Genomic DNA, 19683 nt, shown 5'->3' with positions numbered 1-19683 from the left:
CCCGAGAACTCGTGCGGAAACTGATCGAACCGCTTCGCCGGCTGCGGGATGCCGACCCGGCCGAGCATGTCCACCGCCCGGCTGCGGGCCTCCCGCCGCCCGGCTCTGGGGTGGTGCACCCGGTACGCCTCCGCGATCTGCCTGCCCACCGAGTAGTACGGATGCAACGCCGACAACGGATCCTGAAAGATCATCGCCATGTCCCGGCCCCGCAACCGACGAATCTCCTCCTCACCCAGACCCACCAACTGACGACCACCCACCGAGATCTCCCCCGAAATGGCCGTCCGCTTCACGTTGTGCAGACCCAGGATCGCCAGCGACGTCACGCTCTTACCGGAACCCGATTCCCCCACGATCCCCAGCGTGCGACCCCGCTCGACAGCGAACGACACCCCGTCCACGGCCCGCACCACACCGTCCTCGGTGTCGAACCGCACCCGCAGATCCGTGACCCGCAGGTACGGGTCCTCGCCGCGTCGCGGCGTCGGAAGCTCCACCATGTCCGTCTCCTCCTCCTCAGCCCAGCCGGACCCGTGGGTCGATCACCGCGTACAGCACGTCGACGACGATGTTGGCGACCACGATGAACACGGCCGCCAGCAGCACCGTCGCCATCACCACCGGCAGGTTGAGGAACTGCACCGCCTCCACTGTCGCCTTGCCGAGGCCCTGGAGGCCGAAAATGGTCTCGGTGATGAACGTGCCGCCGAGGCTGGTGCCGATGTCCAGCCCGGCGATGGTGACGATCGGCGTGATCGCCGCGCGCAGCGCGTGCCGGGTGTGCACCTGCCGCGCGGGCAGCCCTTTCGCCCGGGCGGTACGGATGAAGTCCTCCGACAGGGTCTCCAGCATCTGCGCCCGGGACAGCCGGGCGTACAGCGCCGAGTTGAGGAAACCCAGCGTCATCCAGGGCAGCAGCAGCCCGGCCGCCCACCGGGCCGGGCTCTCGGTCAGCGGCGTGTAGCTGGGGAACGGCAGCAGCCCGGTGGAGTAGACCAGCAGGTAGAGCAGGATCAGACCGAAGAAGTAGACCTGCATGGACGCGCCGGCCAGTGTGACGCCGATGGCGGCGCGGTCGAACGCCGTACCCCGGCGCAGCGCCGACACCATGCCCAGGGAGATGCCGAGGCCGAGCCAGAGCACGGCGCCGCCGAGGACGATGCTGAACGTCACCGGGGCGCGCTGCGCGACGATCTCGGTGACCGGCTGGTTGTTGCGGAACGAGTAACCCAGGCAGGGCGCCGGGCAGTCCTGCCGGAAGTCCCCCTCGCCGTAGGTACGGCCGGCGAAGACGCCGCCGACGAAGTCCGCGTACTGCCGGGGTAGCGGCTGGTCGATGCCGAGCCGGCGCTCGACCTGGGCGATGTCCTCGGCCGTGCAGTTCTTGCCGCACATCACCTTCGCCGGGCTGCTCGGCACCGCGAAGAAGAGACCGAATGTGACGAGGCTGATGACGACCAGGGTCAGGGCGGCGACGAGCAGCCGCCGGACGACGAAACGGAGCAACGGGAGCACCTCCCCCGGGTGGGGCGCGGGGACGGCCGCCGTGGCAGCCGTCCCCGCGCGGCTGTCACTTCTTCACGTAGATGCCGTTGAGCGAGATGATCCCGAACGCGTCGCTGAGGAAGGCGTTGCCGACCTTCGAGCCGTGCAGCTCGTAGGTGGCGTCGTAGTAGCAGGGCACCACCGGCGCGTACTTCTCCATGATCATGCGGTCGAGCGCCATCCAGCCGGCGTCCTGCTCCGCGGCGGGCAGGGCACGGACCCGGTCGATCTCCGCGCCGACCGACGCCTCGTCGAGGTACGACAGGTTCTGGTTGCCCTCGGCCACGATCTCCCGTCCGTCGTAGACCGGCGGGATGACTGTGGAGCCGGTGGGCCAGTCCGAGCCCCAGCCGGTGAGGTACAGGTCGTAGGGGTTGTCCTTGCGGCCCACCTCGTCGTAGTAGCTGCTGTTGTCGATCGGCTTCATGACGATGTCGAACCCCATGTCGGTGAGGTTCTTGCGCAGCGCCTCGGCCTGCTGGGTACGCAGTTCCAGGCTGGAGTGGGCGAGCACCAGCTTCGGCCGCTTTCCGGCGAGCAGCTCGGCGGTCTTCGCCTTGTCACCGGTCACCGGGGCGTTGAACACGTCGTACGGGACGAACCCGGCGGTGGTGGGTGACATCAGCGTGGTCGCGGGTGTCCCGGCGGCCTGGCCGCCGAGCACCTTGAGCAGGGCGTCCTTGTCGACCGCGTAGTTCAGCGCCCGCCGTACGCTCAGGTCGGTGACCCGCTGGGTGTTGATGCTCAGCACCCAGTTGTACTGCGTCGGGCCGCGGACGACCCGGTCGGCGACGCCGGCGCCGGTGGTGCGGGGCAGCACCGACGGCGGCACGTCCGACCAGCTCAGCGCCGCCTGGTCGGCCGGTCCGTCGGCGACCAGCCGCTCGGCGATCTGGGCCTGCTCCAGGCCGAACGTCATCCGGACCGTGTCCGGGTACGCGTTGCGGAGCGGGTCGGTCGCCGGGTCCCAGTTCGGGTTGCGTTCCAGCTCCAGCGACACGTCGCGCTGGTAGGACTTCACCCGGTACGGGCCGGACGAGAACGGCCGCAGATCGTAGTTGGCGCGGGTGTCCTTGGCGGCGGGCACCGGCGCGCTGGTGGGCAGCGCCGCCGCGTACGGCATGTCGCAGTGCGGTTGCGGGAACGTGAACCGGATGGTCCGGTCATCGGGGGTGGTGACGCCGTCGGGCACCGGCTTGCCGCCGTCGTACGGTCCCTTGTAGGTGGCGTTGTACGCCCCGCCCGGGTAGAGCCACTGCTGGATGTAGTGCGGGCCCTCGTTGAGGTTCGCCGCGAACGAGCGGGCGATGCCGTGGGCGACGTCCTTGCTGCTCACCGGCGTGCCGTCCTCGTAGCGCACGCCGTCGCGCAGCGTGAACTCCCAGACCTTGCAGTCGCCGTCGACGTCCTTGCCGGGGTTGGTGGCCAGGTCGCCGACGAGCAGCAGCTTGCCGGTGCCGTCCTCCTTGTAGCCGTTGAGCGGGCGGTAGAGCATCCCGCCGGCGACCTGCTGCACGTTGACGTAGTTGCGGGCCGGGTCGAGGTGTTCGAAGTCGGCCGGCTGCATGACGGTGAGGGTGCCGCCCCGGGACGCGCCGTCGACGGGCTTCGCCGGGCCCTGGTTGTCGGCGGCCTCGTACGAGATCGAGCCGCTCTGGGTCTTGGTCTTCTGGTCGTCGCCGCCGCTGTCGTCGGGCGTGGGGTTGCAGCCGGCGGCGGCCAGCGCCGCCGCGGCGAGGACACCTGTCAGTGTCCGGGTTCGTGCGCGCACGGTGTGCTCCCTTCGTGCCCGGCGGCCCCCGCCGGCCGGGCGTGTGATGGCCGTGGGGACTACCGGGTGGAGCGGGGATCCAGCGAGTCGCGCAGCGCGTCGCCGAGCAGGTTGAACGCCAGGACCAGCAGGAAGATCGTCAACCCGGGGAACAGGGTGTACCAGGGGTCGCTCGCGACGTAGCCGATGCTGTTGAAGATCATGCGGCCCAGGTCGGGCGTGGGTTCGGTGACGCCGATGTTGACGAACGCGAGCGCTGCCTCGATGGCGATGAACTGGGGCACCATCAGCGAGACGGTGACCAGGATCGGCGCCCAGATGTTCGGCAGCAGCTGCCGCAGCAGGATGTGCGCGGTGCCGGCGCCGGCGGCCCGGGCCGCGTCGACGAACTCCCGCTCCCGCAGCGAGATCACCTGCCCGCGGACCAGCCGTGCGGTGTACGTCCAGCTGAACAGGCCGAAGGTGGCGACGATCAGCGCCACCCGGAAGGCCGGCGACGGCGCCTCCCGGTCGGAGTAGAAGCGGTCCTGCAGGATCGGGATGACCGCGAGGGCGAAGATGAGGAACGGGAACGCCAGCGTGAGGTCGATCAGCCAGTTGACGAGACTGTCCAGCCAGCCTCTGGCCCATCCGGCCAGCACACCGACCGCGACGCCGATGCACGAGGCCAGCAGCGCCGAGGTGAACGCGATGAACAGCGACGTCCGAAGACCGTAGACCAGTTGCATCAGGATGTCCCGGCCACTGCCCGGCTCAAGGCCCAGCCAATGATCGGAACTGATCCCGCCGGCATACCCGATCGGCATTCCGAAATCGTTCAAACGGTCGACGAACTTGTCGGTCGGGTCGATTCCGGTGAGCCGCCCCAGCAGCGGCGCGCCGAGCGCCACCACTGCGGCCACGAGGAGCGTCAGGGCGCTGACCCGGGCCGTACGGTCCCGCTTGAGCCGCAGCCAGGCGAGCTGGTTCGGTGACCGGCCGACGAACTCGGCGGTCCGGCCGGCGGGCTCCGGGCCGGCCTGGATCTCCGGGACGGAAATGGTCGCGTCGGCGGCCGTGGTCCGGGGCGGCGGGTGTGAGAGATCGCTCATGAACAGTCCCTCCGACGGGGGCGAAAACGCCCTGCCACCCGACGGTAAAGGGAGACGGAGCACCGGAAAGAATCGTTACGGTAACGGCCGTTCCGGTTGTCGTCCATTGACAACGATCCGGCGTACGGAATGCATCGGCGCAATAACGGGGCGATTTGGTTGTCAGCCTTTCAGGCAGGCGTCACGCTTATTCGGAATGCGTTTACGCGAGGCGCGGAAGCGGTTGTCAGCCGTTCGGGCATTCCCGTACGCCGATGTCACACCGTACGCGCGACGCGGCCCACGGGTGTAACACTTCGTGACTCTTCGCGTTCACACCGTCCACCTAGGGTTCTCGGCGGCCCGGTTGCGCACGACGGACCGGGCCACCCATCGGCCCCGCACCCCGGGGCCCCGACGGAAGGACCACCCATGCCCTTCGCCCGACGTACCGCCGCACTGGCCCTGGTCGCCGCGCTCGGCGCCCTCGGCGCGCCGGCCTCCCCCGCGCAGGCCGCGCCGCGCCCCGGCCCGCAGACCCCCTCGGTGCTGCTGCTCACCGTCGACGACGGCGCCGGCGTACACGCCACGGTGCTGACCTGCGGGCCGACCGGCGGTCTGCACCCCGACCCGATCACCGCCTGCCGGCTCGTCGCCCGCGTCGACGGCGACCTGGACGCGCTCGACGTGGACGGCGCGCCGTGCACCTCCCAGTACGCCCCGGTCGTCGCCCGCGCCGCAGGCTTCTGGCAGAACCGCCCGGTCTCCTACACGCGTACGTTCACCAACCCCTGCCTGATGCAGCGCACCACCGCCTCTCTCTTCACCTTCTGACCCTCCCCTCTCGTTCTGGTTGATCATGAGGTTGGCGGCGGTTGCCGTCCGTTTTGTCGCCGTCAACCTCATGATCGACGGGGTGGGTGGGGCGGGTGGGGTGGGGGTGGGGTGGGTGCGGAGAATGGTGCGGGTGGACGGGGGTGCTGTGGAGGCGCGCACGGTCGGTGGCGGGCGGGAGCTGCGGGCGGACTGTTCGCGCTGCGCCGGGGTCTGCTGCGTCGCGCCGGCGTTCACCGCGTCCGCCGACTTCGCCATCGACAAGCCCGCCGGACGGCCCTGCCCGAACCTGGGCGCCGACTTCCGCTGCGGCATCCACACCGAGCTGCGGCAACGCGGCTTCCCCGGATGCACCGTGTTCGACTGCTTCGGCGCCGGCCAGCACCTCACCCGGCACACGTTCGCCGGCCGCGACTGGCGCGCCGATCCGGCCACCGCAGCGCGGATGTTCGACACCTTCGCGGTGTTGCGGCCCCTGCACGAGTTGCTCTGGTATCTGACCGAGGCGGTACGCCTGACCCCGCCCGGCCCGCTGCGCGACGAGCTGACCGCCGCGCTGGACGAGACCGGCCGGCTCGCCGACGGCACCCCTGACGAGCTGCTCGCGCTCGACGTCGACGCGCACCGGGACCGGGCCAACCGGCTCCTGTCCCGCGCCGCCGAACAGGCCCGCGCCGGGAAGGCCGGCCCGGACCGCCGGGGCGCGACGCTGATCGCTGTGGACCTGCGCCGTACGCCGCTGGCCGGGGCCAACCTGCGCGGCGCCTGCCTGATCGGCGCGGACCTGCGGGGCGTACGGCTCGGCGCGGCCGACCTGACCGGCGCGGACCTGCGCGGAGCCGACCTGCGCGGCGCAGACCTGAGCGAGTGCCTGTTCACGCACCAGTCGCAGCTCGACGCCGCGCGCGGCGACCACCGCACGGTCCTGCCGCCGGGGCTGCGCCGCCCGGCTCACTGGTCCCTGACGCTGACCCCGGCCCGCCCGCGGCCACGCCCCCGCCGCCGCTGACCCGCCCGGCCCACCGGTCCGGACACTGGGCGACGATCAAGGAGTTTGTGGCTGGTTCGGGGCCGGATCGGGACACAAACTCCTTGATCAACGGGGAGAAGGGGGCCGGAGGGCGGAGGGGGCGGGGTTTGGTGGGGATGGGGTGGGGTAGGCGTCGCGGACGACTGTTGGTCGACGGGAGGGGCACCGGTGGGATATCGGGCACGCGACGGTGAGGAGCCGGTCGATCCGGCGCACGCCGAGGACGAGGCCGGGCAGGTTCCGCTGGTGCAGACGGCCGCGGACACCGACGTGCCGGCGCCCGCGCCCGGCGTGCCGAAACCGGACGAGGTGACCGAGGACGACGGCTCCGGCATGGCGGGTGGCGCCTCCGGCAGCAGCTCGGGCGGCTCCTCGATGCCGACCCACCCGGACGCCGCCCGCTGAACGTTTGCCGTCACCCGCTGCGGGCAGGAGTGCGACATGACCAGTGAAGAGTCCTTCGGCCGCGCGGCCGGCGACGAACCCGACGGCGTGACCGCGTACGAGGCGTCCCTGCGCCCGCCGGGCGAGTCCCTGCACACCACCGACGACACCGGTGACGACTTCGCCGACCTGCCCGCCGAGGACCGCCGGTCCGCGCGGGAGGTCAGCCGCGCCGGCTACGACGTCGACGCGGTCTCCGGGACCGGCGACCCGTCCGAGGAGCCGGAGGAGATCGAGGAGGGCCGGCCGCTGCGCTGACGCGTGCGCGGGGCGACGGCCGTGCCGCTCCGCGCCTCGGTCATGCCCCGGTTCGCCAGCGCGTCCGCGCGTTCGTTCTCCGGGTGCCCGTTGTGGCCCTTCACCCACAGCCACGTCACGTCGTGCCGGGCACAGGCCGCCTCCAGCGCCTGCCACAGGTCGGCGTTCTTGACCGGCTGCTTCGCGGCGGTCAGCCAGCCGTTGCGCTTCCACGAGTTCAGCCAGCCGGTGATGCCGTTGCGCACATAGGTGCTGTCGGTGTGCAGCCGTACCGTGACCGGGCGGGTCAGGCTCTCCAGCGCCCGGATCGCGGCGGTCAGCTCCATCCGGTTGTTGGTGGTCGGGGTGGCCTCGCCGCCGCACAGCTCCCGCTCGTGCCCGCCCCAGCGCAGCACCGCGCCCCACCCGCCGGGCCCGGGATTGCCGCTGCACGCGCCGTCGGTCCAGATCTCCACGACCCGGCCGGTCTCCGCCTCCGCCATGCCCGGCAACCTACCGGGTACGCGAGCACGCGGGACCACCCGACCCGCCGCGCGCGGCTACCGTGCCGGCATGACCACTCCCCCGGACTTCGCCACCCTCTGCAACTTCCGGGACCTCGGCGGCTGGCGGACCGGCGACGGCCGCACCGTCGCCCGGGGCCGCCTCTACCGCTCCGACTCGCTGGCCAAGCTCGCCGGTGACGACCTGCAGCAGTTCGCGGCGCTCGGCGTCCGCACCGTGATCGACCTGCGGTACCCGTGGGAGATCGCCGACCGCGGCCGGGCCCCGGAGAGCCTCGGCGTCACCTGGCACAACCTGAGCATCGAGCACCGGCCGTACGTGCAGGCCGACATCGATCCCGACGTGGACCCGTGGCGCTACCTGGCCGACCGGTACGCCGAGGTGGCCGAGGACGGCGTGGCCGAGCTGCGCCGGGCGGTCGAGGTGATCGCGGACGGCGAGCATCCGCTGGTGTTCCACTGCGCGTCCGGCAAGGACCGCACCGGCCTGCTCGCCGCGCTGGTGCTGTCCCTGCTGGGGGTGGACGACGACCAGATCGCCGCGGACTTCGCGCTCACCGAGCACGCCACCGACCGGCTGGTCGCCGAGTGGCGGGACCGCAACGGCGGCGCGACGCCGGGCTGGCCCGCGTACGGGCGGGCGCCGGCCGAGGTCATCCGGCTGGTGCTGGCCGACCTGCGGGCCGCACACGGTTCCGTGCACGGGTACGTGACCGGCCGGCTCGGTGTCGACGCGCAGACGATCGACGCGCTGCGCGCCCGGCTGCTCACCGGCGACACGGACCCGCTGCCGACCCAGGGCACCACCGGCGCCACGCCGACGACACTCGCCCGCTGAGCGCCGCCGCCCGGCCGAGCACGCAGCGACGGAGAACCGGCGGCCGAAAAGCGAGCGACGGCGGCGCGGCGGTCTGGCACGCTGCGAGATCGTGGACACGCGGTGGGACGGCCTGCGGGCCGAGGTACGGGACACGATCGACGAGCTGGTCTCCTCCGGCCGGGAGGCCGGTGTGCAGGTGGCCGCGTACCTGGACGGGGTGGCGATCGTCTCCGAACACGCAGGGCTCGCCGACACCACCACCGGACGGCCGATGACCGCCGACACGCCCGTGCACGCGGTCTCCACCGGCAAGGGACTCACCGCCACCGTCGTGCACGTGCTCGCCGAACGGGGACGGCTCGACTACGACCTGCCGCTCGCCGCGGTGTGGCCGGAGTTCGCCCGGCACGGCAAGGACGCCATCACGCTGCGGCACGTGCTCACCCACACCGCCGGCCTGCCCGCGCTGCCCGCCGACGTCACGCCGGAGGACTTCACCGACTGGACGCGCATGTGCGAGCTGCTCGCAGACGCGCGGCCGCTGTGGGAACCCGGCGAGCGGCTCGCGTACCACGCCTGGACGTGGGGGTGGCTGCTCGGCGAAGTGGTCCGGCGGGTCACCGGCGCGCCGGTGTCGCGGGTGCTCGCCGACGAGGTGGCCGGGCCGCTCGGCGTGGACCGGGAACTGTTCCTCGCCGTACCGGAGGCGGACCTGGCCCGGCTGGCCCGGCTGGAGGACGCCGGCCTGTCCGCGCTGATGACCTGGGCCGGGGCGAACCTGCCGCACTTCGACGCGGTCGCCCCGCCCGGCGTACGCCCCGACACCGTCATCGGTGCCCGCCCCGACGTGCTGCGCGCCGACGTGCCGTCGGTCGGCACGATGAGCGCCCGCGCGGTGGCCCGGATGTACGCGGCGCTACTCGGCCCGGTCGACGGGGTACGGCTGATCTCCACCGCACGGATGCGGGAGGTGTCCGCCCCGGCGGTACGCGCCCAGGAGTGGGTGTTCGGCCAGGAGAGCACGTTCGGGCTCGGGTACGCGGTCGAGGACGACGGATCGTTCGGCACCGCCGGTAGCGGCGGCAGCCTCGCGTTCGCGTACCCGGATCTGGGGTTGACGGTGGCGGCGGTGCGCAACCGGCTCGGCGCGGGCGACGGCGACCCGATGGAGCAGCTGCGGGCGCTGGTGCGCGACCGGGTCGCCGAGGCGACCGGCCGCCGGTAGCGCCGAGAAGGCAGACGCCGGCCACGACCCGGGCAGGCGAGCAGGCTAGCGGCGCAGGCGGGCCCGCAGCCGGCCGGCCGCGTCGCCGAGCACCGCGCCGGTCATCGGCAGCAGCGGGCTGGACCGCATCACCGCCAGATCCTCGGCCGGGCTGGTCACGCCGTCGAGGAACCGCAGCACCCGCTCCGCCGGGTTGCGGTCGAACAGCCGCTCGAAGAACTCCACCCCGCCGACGTGCCCCCGGTCCAGCGCGCGCAGCGCCACCGCGTCCATCCACAGGTGCCGCCCCGGGTACGCGGGCGCGGGCACCGGCGGACGGCCGGCGGCGAGCGCCCGGGCCACCTGGTCGGCCTGGCGCAGCATCGCGGAGAACGTGAACCCGGTGGACGGGCGGGTCGCCCCACCGGCGGTGCCCAGCCGCACCACCCGCGGGCTGGGACGGGGTTCGAACGGGCCGTCGGTCATCGGGATCACGCCGTCCTCGACCTCCCGCACCCGCAGCGCGGTCAGGTCCAGCCCGAGCAGGTCCGCGTAGCCGCGCAGCGCCGTGTCGTAGCCCGCGTCGTCGAGCAGGGCCGGGCCGAACTCGGTGTACTCGACCAGCGCGAACCGGTCGTCGACAGGCAGCACGTACCCGAAGGAGACGCCGCGCTGCGGCTGTGGGGTGCGGAAGTCCATCAGAACGGCCCGCTGCGGATCGAACGTCGGCCGGTCGGCGGCCAGCCACCAGCCCCGGAAGTGCTGCAACCAACTGGTCCGCCCCGGCCGCCTGGGCCGCCGGGGCCGCGAGTCGAGCACCCAGCCGGCCCGCACCAGCTCACGCCCGTCCGGGTCGCGGACAGCGACCCGCTCACCGTCGTCGTGCAGCTCCCCCGCCGCAGCGCTGATCCGGACCGCGTCCAGCCGCCGCTCGGCCGCGGCAGCCCGGTCGTAGACCGGGGCGGAGCGCAGCATGGCGTACCGCAGCGGGTCGAGCGTGAGGACGCGGCGGCCGGCGCGCGTGACCACGTCGACCTGCGACCAGCTCGCGCTCAGCAACGGATCCAGGTCGTCACCGGGCAGGCCCCAGAACGCCCACGTGCGGTCCTGGCCGCGTTTGTGCACCGGGTCGACCACCGCGACCCGCAGCCCGGTCACGCCGTGGCGGTCCAGCGCGGCCAGGACCAGGGACGCGGCGCCGCCGCCGCCGACCAGCGCGAGGTCGACGTCGACCGCTGAGGATGCCTGCACCCGACCACGCTGTCACATCGGCGGGCGCGGCCCTCGGCCGACCCGCGCTCAGGCCACCGGGGCGGGCTCCTGCGGGGCCGGCTGGGCGTAGGCGGCGGCCACCGTCGCCCGGTCGAAGACCCGCCACGTCGCGGCGATCACCGCGACCGCCACCACGAAACCCACCCAGTACGGCGCGGTGATGCCGAACCGGGCCGCCACCACACCGCCCAGCAGCGCGCCGACGCAGTTTCCGCCCGCCGCGACGAACAACGTGGTGCTGCCGACCCGGCCCATCAACGCGGGCGGGGTGAGCCGCTGCCGCAGCGAGTTCGCCACGATGTTCCACAGCGCGCTGTGCGCCCCGAACGCGAACAGCGCGAACCCGACCACGGCCGCGCTGCGGGACGCGGCCAGCGCCAGGTGCAGTCCCGCCTCGACCAGCAGCCCCGTCCGCACCGTCCAGGTGGGCGTGATCGCGGCGATCAGCCGGTCCCCCACCACCGAGCCGAGCACGCCGCCCACTGCCATGCAGGTGAACAACGCGCCGTAGCCGACCGAGCCGAGACCCAGCCGTTCGGTGGCGAGCAGCACCAGCACCGCCACGGCGGCGGTGAGCGTGACGTTGAGCAGGCCGATCAGCACGGTCATGGTGCGCAGCAGCCGCTGCCCCCACAACCAGCGGAACCCCTCCGCGACCTCCGCCCGCGCCGAACGCCGCCCGTCCGGCGCCGGCCCGGCCCGGTACGTCCCGGCGAGCAGCCCGACCAGCACGGCGCTGAGCGCGTACGTGCCGGCGTTCAGGGCGAACGGCAGCGACGCCGCCAGCACGAACAGGAACCCGCCGAGCGGGCCGGCGATCATGTTCTGCATCACCTGGGTGCCGCCGCCCAGCCACCCGTTGGCGCGTTCCAGCAGCGAGCGCGGCACCACCGCCGGCAGCACCGCCTGCGCGGCGGTCCGGAACACCACCTCGCCGGTGTTCACCACGAACAGCACCGCGTACAGCAGCGCGATCCCGGCCCGGTCGGCGAGCATCGCCGCCGCGAGCACGGCGAGCGCGCCGACGCGTACCCAGTCGATGAGCACCATCAGCCGCCGCCGGTCCACCCGGTCGGCCAGCACGCCGCCGGGCAGCGCGAACAGCAGCCACGGCAGCCACGACACCGCCGCCCCGGCCGACACCACCAGCGGATCGTCGGTGAGCGACGCCACGTACAGCGGCGCGGCCACAGTCGCCGTCCCGCTGCCCAGCGCGGACAGCGTGCTCGCCGTCCACAGTCGGGCGAAGCGCCCGCCGAGCCGTTCCCCCGTCACGGCGAGGCAACCTACCAGCGGCGACGAACCCTGCCGACCGGTTTATCCGGGGCGGCGGGAGTTGAGGCGGGCCGCCTGCCGGTTGAGGTGGTCGCGTTCGGCCAGGCTGGCCGCGCGACGGGCCGCGTCGGCGTACAGGCCGGCCGCCCGGTCCGGATCGCCGTCGCGTTCGTGCAGGTACGCGGCCACCGCCGTGTACCGGGGCAGCGTGTCGTCAAGCGCCGCGAGCGCCGCCAGCCCGGCGCGCGGGCCGTCCGCCTCGCCGACCGCGACCGCCCGGTTGAGCCGGGCGATCGGGTTGCCGGTCAGGCGCACCAGCTCGTCGTACCACTCGACGATCTGCACCCAGTCGGTCTCCGCGGCGGCGGGCGCGTCCGCGTGCAGTGCCGCGATCGCGGCCTGGGCCTGGAACTCGCCGAGCCGGTCGCGGGACAGCGCGGTCTGCAGGATGCCCACGCCCTCGGCGATCAGCGCGCTGTCCCACCGGCCACGGTCCTGCTCGGCCAGCGGCACCAGGCTGCCGTCGGGCGCGGTCCGGCCGGCCCGGCGGGCGTGGTGCAGCAGCATGAGCGCGAGCAGCCCGGCCACCTCCGGGTGGTCGATCGCGGCGGCGAGCTGCCGGGTGAGCCGGATCGCCTCGGCGGCCAGGTCCACGTCGCCGGAGTAGCCCTCGTTGAACACCAGGTACAGCACGCGCAGCACGGTGGCGACGTCACCGGGCTGGTCGAAGCGAACCCCGGAGACGGTGCGCTTGGCCCGGCTGATCCGCTGCGCCATGGTGGCCTCCGGCACCAGGTACGCCTGCGCGATCTGCCGGGTGGTGAGCCCGCCGACGGCGCGCAGCGTCAACGCGACGGCCGACGACGGGCTCAGCGACGGATGCGCGCAGAGGAAGTAGAGCCGCAGCGTGTCGTCCACGGCGGGCACCGGGCCGGGCGGCGGCTCCTCCTCGATCAGGTCCTCCCGTCGGCGCCGGGCGGCGTCGGCGCGGACCGCGTCCAGGAACCGGCGCCACGCCACGGTCACCAACCAGCCCAACGGGTCGCGGGGCGGGTCGGCCGGCCAGACACGCAACGCCTCGATCAGCGCGTCCTGCACGGCGTCCTCGGCCGCCGCGAAGTCTGCTCCGCGGCGGACGAGGACACCGAGCACGCCCGGGATGAGGCTGCGGAGCGCGACCTCGTCCATCGGACGGATCACTCGGTGATGGTCGGCGGCGCGGTCAGGAACGGGCGCAGCTCCAGCCACTCGTGGATCGGCTTGCCGCCCTGCCCCGGCGCGGCCGACAGCTCGGCGGCCAGTTCGAGGGCACGCTCGTAGCTGTCCACGTCGATCACCATCCAGCCGGCGATCAGGTCCTTCGTCTCGGCGAACGGACCGTCGGTCACCGGCGGTCGGCCCTCGCCGTCGTAGCGGACGAACGTGCCCTCCGGGGCGAGCGCCTGGCCGTCGACGTACTCGCCGCTCTCCTGCAGCCGGGCCGCGAACTCCTGCATGTAGTTCACGTGCGCGGAGATCTCCTCCGGCGTCCACTTGTCGATCATCGGCATGTCGGTGACCGGGGTCGGACCGCCGCGGTAGTGCTTCAGGAGCAGGTACTTCATCTGTGTCTCCTCGTGGAGGGTGCGACCCATTCTGGCCGCGTTCACTCCGGGGACGAAGCCGCCTGCCCGTTCTCGACATCGGTGGCGGAGGAATTTCGAGCGTCACATCGCGTAGGGCATCCTAGGAGGCTAGTTCTGGAGGCCGGGCCGCCTGCCCCCGTCGCGGCGGCCCGGCCCGTCAGGCGGCGGCGCCGCGGCGCAGACCGGTGATCAGCACCGTGCCCGCGACCAGGTGATACGCCACCAGCGTCAGCGTCGCCGCACCCCCCACTCCCCCGCTTAGCGGCCCGAGCAGCGACACCAGCAGCACCAGGCCCGCGACCACCGTCCAGACGGTCCGGGCGCGGGCGGTGAGCCGCTCCAGCAGGGCCAGCAGCGCCCAGCCGGACAGCCCGGCGAGCAGCGTGCTCACCGCCACCGCCACCGGCGTCACCCGCTGCACGTCCGAACCGGTGCGCGCGGTCAGATCCACCCCGGCCAGCGGCACCGCGACCACCCAGCCCAGCAGCGTGGCCACGGTGGCGGCGAGCACCGTCAGCAGCCGCACCAGGCGGCGGGTCGGGCGGGTGGCGGCGGTCGGAATCGTGGTTTCCATCGGTGGCTCCTCGGCATCGGGACGACTGCCGCCGACGCTAGGTCCGGCGGGCCGCCCCGCGGATCGCGCCGCGGAGCGGTTTCCGGCTCCGTCGCCGGACCGATCACCCGCCCGGATCTCGGTCTGGCGACCGATGAGAAGCGGTGCGCACGCGGCCTAGCATCCGGACATGAGGTGCGCGTCCCGGTCCCGGTTCCTGCTGCTGCTCGACGGCGGCATCGCCACCGTGAGCCTCGCCGTGTGCCTGCTCGCGCTGCTGGCCTCCGACGCCGGCCCGGACACGAGCGGCGCGACCGCCGTCGCGGTCGGCCTCGCCGTCGCGCAGGCCGGCTGTCTGCTGTGGATCCGGCGCCACCCGGGGTACGCCCTCGGCGTCGCCGCGCTCGCCGGCGTCGGCCTCGAGGCGCTCTGCCCGCAGCTCGGCTGGCTCGGCCTGGTCGCGGTGCCGATGGCGTACGTGGCCCGGCTGCGCCCGCCCCGGTACTCGCTCGTCGCGCTCGGGCTGCTGCTCGCGCCCACGCCGTGGAAGCTGGTCACCGGCGGCTGGCGGGACCTGCTGCTGGCGGTGACCGCGCTGGGCCTGAGCTGGACGCTCGGCGAACTGCAACGGGGCCAGGCGCAACGGCGCGGCGAGCGCGAACGGCAGGTACGCGCCGCCGAACGGGAGCGGATCTCCCGGGAGCTGCACGACGTGGTGGCGCACCACGTCGCGGTCATCGCGGTGCAGGCCGCCGCCGCCGAGGACGTGTTCGACGAGCAGCCGGAGCAGGCCCGCGCCGCGCTCGCCGCGATCGACACGGCGGCCCGGTCGGCGCTGACCGAACTGCGGGCCATGCTGCACGCGCTCGCCCTCGACGACGGGTCCGAACCGGACGGACCGCAGCCGGGACTGGCGCAGCTCGACGCGCTCGCCGACGCGGTACGGGCGGTGGGCCTGCGGGTGACGCTGCGGCGCGACGACGACGGCGAGGCGCTGCCCGGCGGGGTGCAGCTGTCGGCGTACCGGATCGTGCAGGAGTCGCTGACGAACGCGCTGCGCCACGGGCACGCCACCCACGCCGACGTGGACGTCCACTACCGCGACGGCGTACTGCGGCTGGAGGTCGTCAACGACGGCCCGGCGCCCGCCCGCCGCCCCGGCACGACCACCGGGCGCGGCATCGTCGGCATGCGGGAACGGGCCCGGCTGCTCGGCGGCACACTGGACGCCGGCCCGCTGCCGGCCGGCGGATTCCGGGTCCACGCCCGGCTGCCGGTGGAGGCGGCCCGATGACGGTACGGGTGGTCATCGCCGACGATCAGGAGCTGATCCGCGCCGGGCTGCGCACAGTCCTCGACGCGCGGCCCGACCTGAGCGTGGTCGGCGAGGCCGCCGACGGGGTCGAGGCGGTCGCAGTCGCGACGCGTACGCGGCCGGACGTGGTGCTGATGGACGTGCGGATGCCCCGCCGCGACGGCATCGCCGCCACCCGCGACCTGGTGGCCGCCGGCAACCCGGCCAAGGTGGTCATGCTGACCACGTTCGACCTGGACGAACACGTCTACGCCGCGCTGCGCGCCGGGGCCAGCGCGTTCCTGCTCAAGGACACCCGCCCGGCCGACCTCGCCGAGGCGGTACGCGTGGTGGCCCGGGGCGAGGCGCTGCTCGCGCCGACTGTGACCCGGCGGCTGCTGGACCGGTACGCCGACCGGCTGCCCGCGCCCACGCCCACCGGTGACGCCCTCGCAGTGCTGACCGCCCGCGAGCGGGAGGTGCTGACGCTCACCGCGCGGGCACTGTCCAATGCGGAGATCGCCGCCCGGCTGCACCTGAGCACCGCCACCGTGAAGACACACGTCTCGGCGATCCTCACCAAGCTGGGCCTGCGCGACCGGATCCAGGCGGTGGTGCTCGCGTACGACACCGGGCTGGTCCGGCCGGAACCGCCCGTCCGGTAGGCGCGAAACGGACAGCGGACCCAGACACGGCGAAGCGGGACGGCTCGCCGTCCGGCCTGGCCCGGCATGTCCACCCTCCGACGGCGGCAGGGAGCACACCGGACGGCAACGAAGATTTCTCAATTACCCCCAGTGACCGCCGCAACCCTCCTAGTGTTGGCCACACCGGTGCTCGTCACGGAGTTGGCCACCCGAACGACGTCCCACGCCTACAGCGGACGAAAAGTGAGGGAAGACGCGGATGAAGGCACAGTCATTTCTCGGATCGGCGGCGTTCGGCGTGGGCCTCGGCGCACTGCTGCTCCCGGCCGCCGCGCTGGCGGACACCAGAGTCTCACCCGCCGCCACCCCGGTCGGCGGCACCGTCGTGCTGACCACCACGTGCAACCCGAACGCCGGTGACGCGATCTTCCGGGTCACCGGCCCGGACCGGGACCAGAACGTCCGGTCCACCACTGCGGCCGCGGGCGGTGGCCTGAGCGCCGAGCTGTTCACCGCCGGATTCACGCTCGGCACGTACACCGTCGCCACCACGTGCGGCGACGGCAGCGACGGCGGCAGCGCCACGTTCACCGTCACCCCGATCGGCGGCGCGCAGGCCGGTGGCGGCGGGCGCGACGGCGACACCGGGGTGCTGGTCGCCGGGGGCGTGCTGGCCGCCGGGGCGCTCGCCGGTGGCGCGTACGCGGTCATCCGCCGACGCCGCGCGGGCGCCGTCGCCTGACCGGATCGTCGAGCGGTCCGCCCGCGCCGGAGCACCCGGCGCGGGCGGCACGTCCCTGTCGGACGGAGGTGGGATGCTGTCGGAGTCGCAGCGCCGGTCGCGGCTGCGCACCGCCGTCGTGGTCACCGCCGTCACCGTCGCCGCCGCCACCGGCACCGGACTGGTCTCGGCCGGGCTCGGCACCACGTCGACGCCACCGCCACAGCCCGGCGTCTCCGCCGCGCCCGCCACCGAACGACCGGGTACGGCAGGCCCGGCGCTCCCCCGCGCCACACCGGTGCGGGTGACCATCCCGCGCATCGGCGTGGACGCCGAGATCGTGCCGGTGGCCACCGACGCCGACGGCGCGCTGGAGGTGCCGCCGCTGGAACGCCCGGAGGTCACCGGCTGGTACCACCCCGGTCCCGCCCCCGGCCAGGCCGGCAACGCGGTGCTGGTCGGGCACGTCGACTCGCAGCACGGCCCGGCGGTCTTCTTCGACCTCGGCCGGCTGCGCCCCGGCGACACGATCCGGGTGCTGCGCGCCGACGGCCGGACGGCGGCGTTCACCGTGGACGGCGTCGGGGCGTACCCGAAGGAACGCTTCCCCACCGCGCGGGTCTACGGCGGCGACGCTGCTGCGCGGCTGCGTTTGATCACGTGCGGCGGGCGGTTCGACCCGCGGACCGGCAGCTACCCGGACAACATCGTGGTCTTCGCCACCGCTACCCGCTGACGCTCAGCCTTCCAGGTCGGCCAGTTCCGCGTCGAGCAGCTTCGCCAGCAGCGCCACCCGGCCCGGATCGTTGTCGGCGGTGATGTTCCGGCTGGGCATCTCGACGGTCATCAGCAGGTAGAGGTACAGCCGGTACAACCCGAGCCGCCGCCGCGCCCCGGCGTCGAGCGGGAACGGCGCCGCCGCCCGGTAGGCGCGCACCAGCGGGTCGTCCGGCTCGTCCTCGGCGCGGCGGAACAGCAGCGGCGACACCAGGTCCATCAGCGGATCGCCCCACAGGTAGCGTTCGCCGTCGACCAGGCCGGTGAGCCGGGGCGTGCCGTCCGGCCCGTCCACGGCGAGCACGTTGCCGGCCCAGCCGTCGAAGTGCAGCAGCGCCGGGCGGCGTACCGCGTCGAGCACCGCCGCGTGCCGCGCCACCAGCTCCCGGATCCGGGACGCCGGCACCGGCAGCGGCACCGCCCAGTCGGCGGCGTCGGCGAGCATGTCGTCCACCATCGCCGTGTACGCGTCCCGCCAGGTAGCCCCGTGCGCCCGGTCGCCGTCGTAGCCGTACCGCTCGCCGGTGACGGCGTGCAGCGCGGCGAGCGCGCGGYCGAACTCCTCGCGCAGCGGCCCGACGTCCGCGCCGGCCTGGCTCAGGTCCCAGAGGGTACGACCTGGTAGCCGCGCCATGAGCAGCCAGTCGCCCAGCTCGGGGTCGGTTCCGTGGTGCAGCAGCACCGGCGTCGGCACCCCCGGTGCGCGGTCGGCCACCAGGCGCAGGTAGTGCGCCTCCGCGCCGACCATGTCCCGCTCGTAGCGCAGCAGCGGCACGTGCGGCGGCGGACCGACCTTGAGCACCACGTCCCGGCCGTCGGTGAGGCGTACCTGCCACACGGCGGCGAAGCCGCCACCGGACAGCGGGCCGCAGTCGGCCACCTCGACGCCGGGCCCGAGCGAGGCGGTGAGGTATCGGCGGACCTGATCGGGGTCGAGGACACGCTGAGTCGGACTCACGCTCATGGTCCGGGAAGCCTACTGGGTTGAGGTGTAAGGAGGGGCCCCCTGTTAACGCCTCCGGTAGAGGAAGGGCCCCTTGTTAACACCTCTCCGAGGCTTGGGAGAATCGCGGCATGGCGAGACGGGGTGAACGGACGGCGGCATGCCCGTGCGGCACCGGCCGGCCGTACGCGGACTGCTGCGCCCCGGTCCACCGGGGCGAGGCGACGGCGGCGACCGCGGAGGCGCTGATGCGGTCCCGGTTCAGCGCGTTCGCGCTCGGCGACGCCGCCTACCTGCGGCACAGCTGGCACCCCAGCACCCGGCCCGACCGGCTGGAGCTGGACCCGGGCACGCGCTGGACCCGGCTGGAGATCGTGGAGACCGGTCAGGGCGGCCTGTTCGACAGCGCCGGCACGGTCCGGTTCCGGGCGCACTACCGCGAGGGTGGCCGGGCGGGCGTGCTGGCCGAGCACAGCCGCTTCGCCCGCGAGGACGGCCGCTGGGTCTACCTGGACGCGCTGCCCGAGTGACGCCTCCCCGGCACCGACGCGCGCAGCCTGCGGCGGCGGGTGTTAACAAGGGGCCCTTCCTCTACCGGAGGCGTTAACAAGGGGCCCTTCCTTTCGCCTAGGCCGGGCGCGGGGCGGGCTGGGCCAGCTCGGCGATCTCGCGCGGCAGCTGGGACAGCGCCCGGTTGAACTGGGCCGGCCCGACCACCCGGTGCAGCGCCTGCAGCACCGCCCGCGCGCCGCGCTCGGCGTCGGACGGGGTCGCGCCGGAGCGCTCGGCGACCCGGCGCAGGAACTCGTCGTACCCGAAGACCTCCGGGTCCTCGACCCGGGCGCGTGCCAGCAGCGGACGCAGCTCGTGCGCGACGTGCGCGGACAGGTCGTCGGCCTCGCCGCCGCTGATCCGTTCGGCGAGCGTGCGCAGCGTCGCCTCGGTCAGCGCGCGGGCCGTCTCGACCGGTACGCCGGCGCGGGCGGACACCCGCGCGTAGAACTCCGGTTCAGCCATCGTCTGTCCTCCCGTCGCAACGGCAGCGTGGCTACCCGCCGCCGGCTTCGGCAAACACCGCCGCTGACCTGGCCCCG

At 73.7% G+C, this 19683-nt stretch carries 23 protein-coding genes; 11 read left to right on the top strand and 12 right to left on the bottom strand.

Features of this window, described 5'->3' with window-relative positions; translation table 11 throughout:
• The 4 genes from A8711_RS16035 to A8711_RS16020 all read right to left on the bottom strand — a co-directional run.
• A partial coding sequence (locus A8711_RS16035) for an ATP-binding cassette domain-containing protein (protein ID WP_141707662.1) occupies positions 1–503 on the bottom strand: 503 nt, incomplete at its 3' end.
• A 16-nt stretch (positions 504–519) separates the two neighbouring features.
• On the bottom strand, positions 520–1509 hold the full coding sequence (locus tag A8711_RS16030; protein WP_043330115.1) for an ABC transporter permease: 990 nt from the start codon (positions 1507–1509) through the stop codon (positions 520–522).
• Between the two features lie 64 nt (positions 1510–1573).
• Complete coding sequence (locus A8711_RS16025; RefSeq protein WP_069088655.1) at positions 1574–3319, bottom strand: ABC transporter substrate-binding protein; 1746 nt, start codon at positions 3317–3319, stop codon at positions 1574–1576.
• A gap of 59 nt (positions 3320–3378) precedes the next feature.
• Positions 3379–4410 carry an ABC transporter permease gene (locus A8711_RS16020; RefSeq protein ID WP_069088654.1) on the bottom strand — a complete coding sequence of 344 codons (1032 nt, stop codon included), beginning with the start codon at positions 4408–4410 and terminating at the stop codon, positions 3379–3381.
• Positions 4411–4821: 411 nt separating this feature from the next.
• Between A8711_RS16020 and A8711_RS16015 the strand changes: the two genes are divergently transcribed.
• From A8711_RS16015 to A8711_RS16000, 4 genes are all read left to right on the top strand, one after another.
• Positions 4822–5223, top strand: a complete 402-nt coding sequence (locus A8711_RS16015; RefSeq protein ID WP_069088653.1) for an SSI family serine proteinase inhibitor — start codon at positions 4822–4824, stop codon at positions 5221–5223.
• Positions 5224–5347: 124 nt separating this feature from the next.
• Positions 5348–6232, top strand: coding sequence for a pentapeptide repeat-containing protein (locus A8711_RS16010; RefSeq protein WP_069088652.1), 885 nt, complete (start codon positions 5348–5350; stop codon positions 6230–6232).
• A gap of 189 nt (positions 6233–6421) precedes the next feature.
• Positions 6422–6658, top strand: a complete 237-nt coding sequence (locus A8711_RS16005; protein ID WP_069088651.1) for a preprotein translocase YidC — start codon at positions 6422–6424, stop codon at positions 6656–6658.
• 36 nt (positions 6659–6694) lie between these two features.
• Complete coding sequence (locus tag A8711_RS16000) at positions 6695–6955, top strand: hypothetical protein (RefSeq protein WP_043323893.1); 261 nt, start codon at positions 6695–6697, stop codon at positions 6953–6955.
• Here A8711_RS16000 and rnhA read toward each other — a convergent pair.
• Complete coding sequence (rnhA, locus tag A8711_RS15995; protein WP_069088650.1) at positions 6874–7437, bottom strand: ribonuclease HI; 564 nt, start codon at positions 7435–7437, stop codon at positions 6874–6876. The genes A8711_RS16000 and rnhA overlap by 82 nt on opposite strands.
• A gap of 70 nt (positions 7438–7507) precedes the next feature.
• Between rnhA and A8711_RS15990 the strand changes: the two genes are divergently transcribed.
• The gene (locus A8711_RS15990) at positions 7508–8296 is read left to right on the top strand and encodes a tyrosine-protein phosphatase (protein ID WP_069088649.1); all 789 of its coding nucleotides are present in this window, start codon (positions 7508–7510) and stop codon (positions 8294–8296) included.
• A gap of 91 nt (positions 8297–8387) precedes the next feature.
• Positions 8388–9503, top strand: coding sequence for a serine hydrolase (locus tag A8711_RS15985; RefSeq protein ID WP_176722814.1), 1116 nt, complete (start codon positions 8388–8390; stop codon positions 9501–9503).
• Positions 9504–9548: 45 nt separating this feature from the next.
• Here A8711_RS15985 and A8711_RS15980 read toward each other — a convergent pair whose 3' ends face one another.
• From A8711_RS15980 to A8711_RS15960, 5 genes are all read right to left on the bottom strand, one after another.
• Complete coding sequence (locus A8711_RS15980; RefSeq protein WP_069088648.1) at positions 9549–10733, bottom strand: lycopene cyclase family protein; 1185 nt, start codon at positions 10731–10733, stop codon at positions 9549–9551.
• A 48-nt stretch (positions 10734–10781) separates the two neighbouring features.
• Entirely contained in the window at positions 10782–12029 is a 1248-nt protein-coding gene (locus A8711_RS15975; protein WP_043323888.1) for an MFS transporter, read from the bottom strand.
• Positions 12030–12071: 42 nt separating this feature from the next.
• The gene (locus A8711_RS15970; RefSeq protein ID WP_069088695.1) at positions 12072–13217 is read right to left on the bottom strand and encodes an RNA polymerase sigma factor; all 1146 of its coding nucleotides are present in this window, start codon (positions 13215–13217) and stop codon (positions 12072–12074) included.
• 8 nt (positions 13218–13225) lie between these two features.
• A complete protein-coding gene (locus A8711_RS15965; protein ID WP_043323886.1) occupies positions 13226–13633 on the bottom strand; it encodes a YciI family protein in 408 nt (135 codons plus the stop codon).
• A gap of 178 nt (positions 13634–13811) precedes the next feature.
• Entirely contained in the window at positions 13812–14228 is a 417-nt protein-coding gene (locus A8711_RS15960; RefSeq protein WP_069088647.1) for a DUF6069 family protein, read from the bottom strand.
• Between the two features lie 169 nt (positions 14229–14397).
• Here A8711_RS15960 and A8711_RS15955 point away from each other — a divergent pair, with 169 nt between their 5' ends.
• From A8711_RS15955 to A8711_RS15940, 4 genes are all read left to right on the top strand, one after another.
• Positions 14398–15501, top strand: coding sequence for a sensor histidine kinase (locus tag A8711_RS15955; protein WP_069088646.1), 1104 nt, complete (start codon positions 14398–14400; stop codon positions 15499–15501).
• A complete protein-coding gene (locus A8711_RS15950) occupies positions 15498–16166 on the top strand; it encodes a response regulator transcription factor (protein WP_069088645.1) in 669 nt (222 codons plus the stop codon). The genes A8711_RS15955 and A8711_RS15950 overlap by 4 nt, the downstream gene beginning before the upstream one ends.
• A 241-nt stretch (positions 16167–16407) precedes the next feature.
• Complete coding sequence (locus tag A8711_RS15945) at positions 16408–16890, top strand: hypothetical protein (protein WP_043323881.1); 483 nt, start codon at positions 16408–16410, stop codon at positions 16888–16890.
• A 73-nt stretch (positions 16891–16963) separates the two neighbouring features.
• Positions 16964–17605, top strand: coding sequence for a class F sortase (locus A8711_RS15940; RefSeq protein ID WP_069088694.1), 642 nt, complete (start codon positions 16964–16966; stop codon positions 17603–17605).
• Positions 17606–17608: 3 nt separating this feature from the next.
• Here A8711_RS15940 and A8711_RS15935 read toward each other — a convergent pair whose 3' ends face one another.
• Positions 17609–18610: a phosphotransferase family protein gene (locus A8711_RS15935; RefSeq protein WP_069088644.1), complete on the bottom strand. Its 1002-nt coding sequence runs from the start codon at positions 18608–18610 to the stop codon at positions 17609–17611.
• Positions 18611–18720: 110 nt separating this feature from the next.
• Here A8711_RS15935 and A8711_RS15930 point away from each other — a divergent pair, with 110 nt between their 5' ends.
• Positions 18721–19119, top strand: coding sequence for a YchJ family protein (locus tag A8711_RS15930; protein ID WP_043323878.1), 399 nt, complete (start codon positions 18721–18723; stop codon positions 19117–19119).
• Positions 19120–19216: 97 nt separating this feature from the next.
• Here A8711_RS15930 and A8711_RS15925 read toward each other — a convergent pair whose 3' ends face one another.
• Positions 19217–19606 (bottom strand): DUF2267 domain-containing protein, encoded by a 390-nt coding sequence (locus tag A8711_RS15925; protein ID WP_043323876.1) that lies wholly within the window; start codon positions 19604–19606, stop codon positions 19217–19219.
• Positions 19607–19683 lie beyond the last annotated feature (77 nt).

The organism is Micromonospora sp. II, from assembly GCF_001709195.1.
GTDB lineage: Bacteria > Actinomycetota > Actinomycetes > Mycobacteriales > Micromonosporaceae > Micromonospora > Micromonospora chalcea.
The sequence above is the reverse complement of the archived record's forward strand: the minus strand, read 5'-3'. Positions and strand labels throughout refer to the sequence as shown.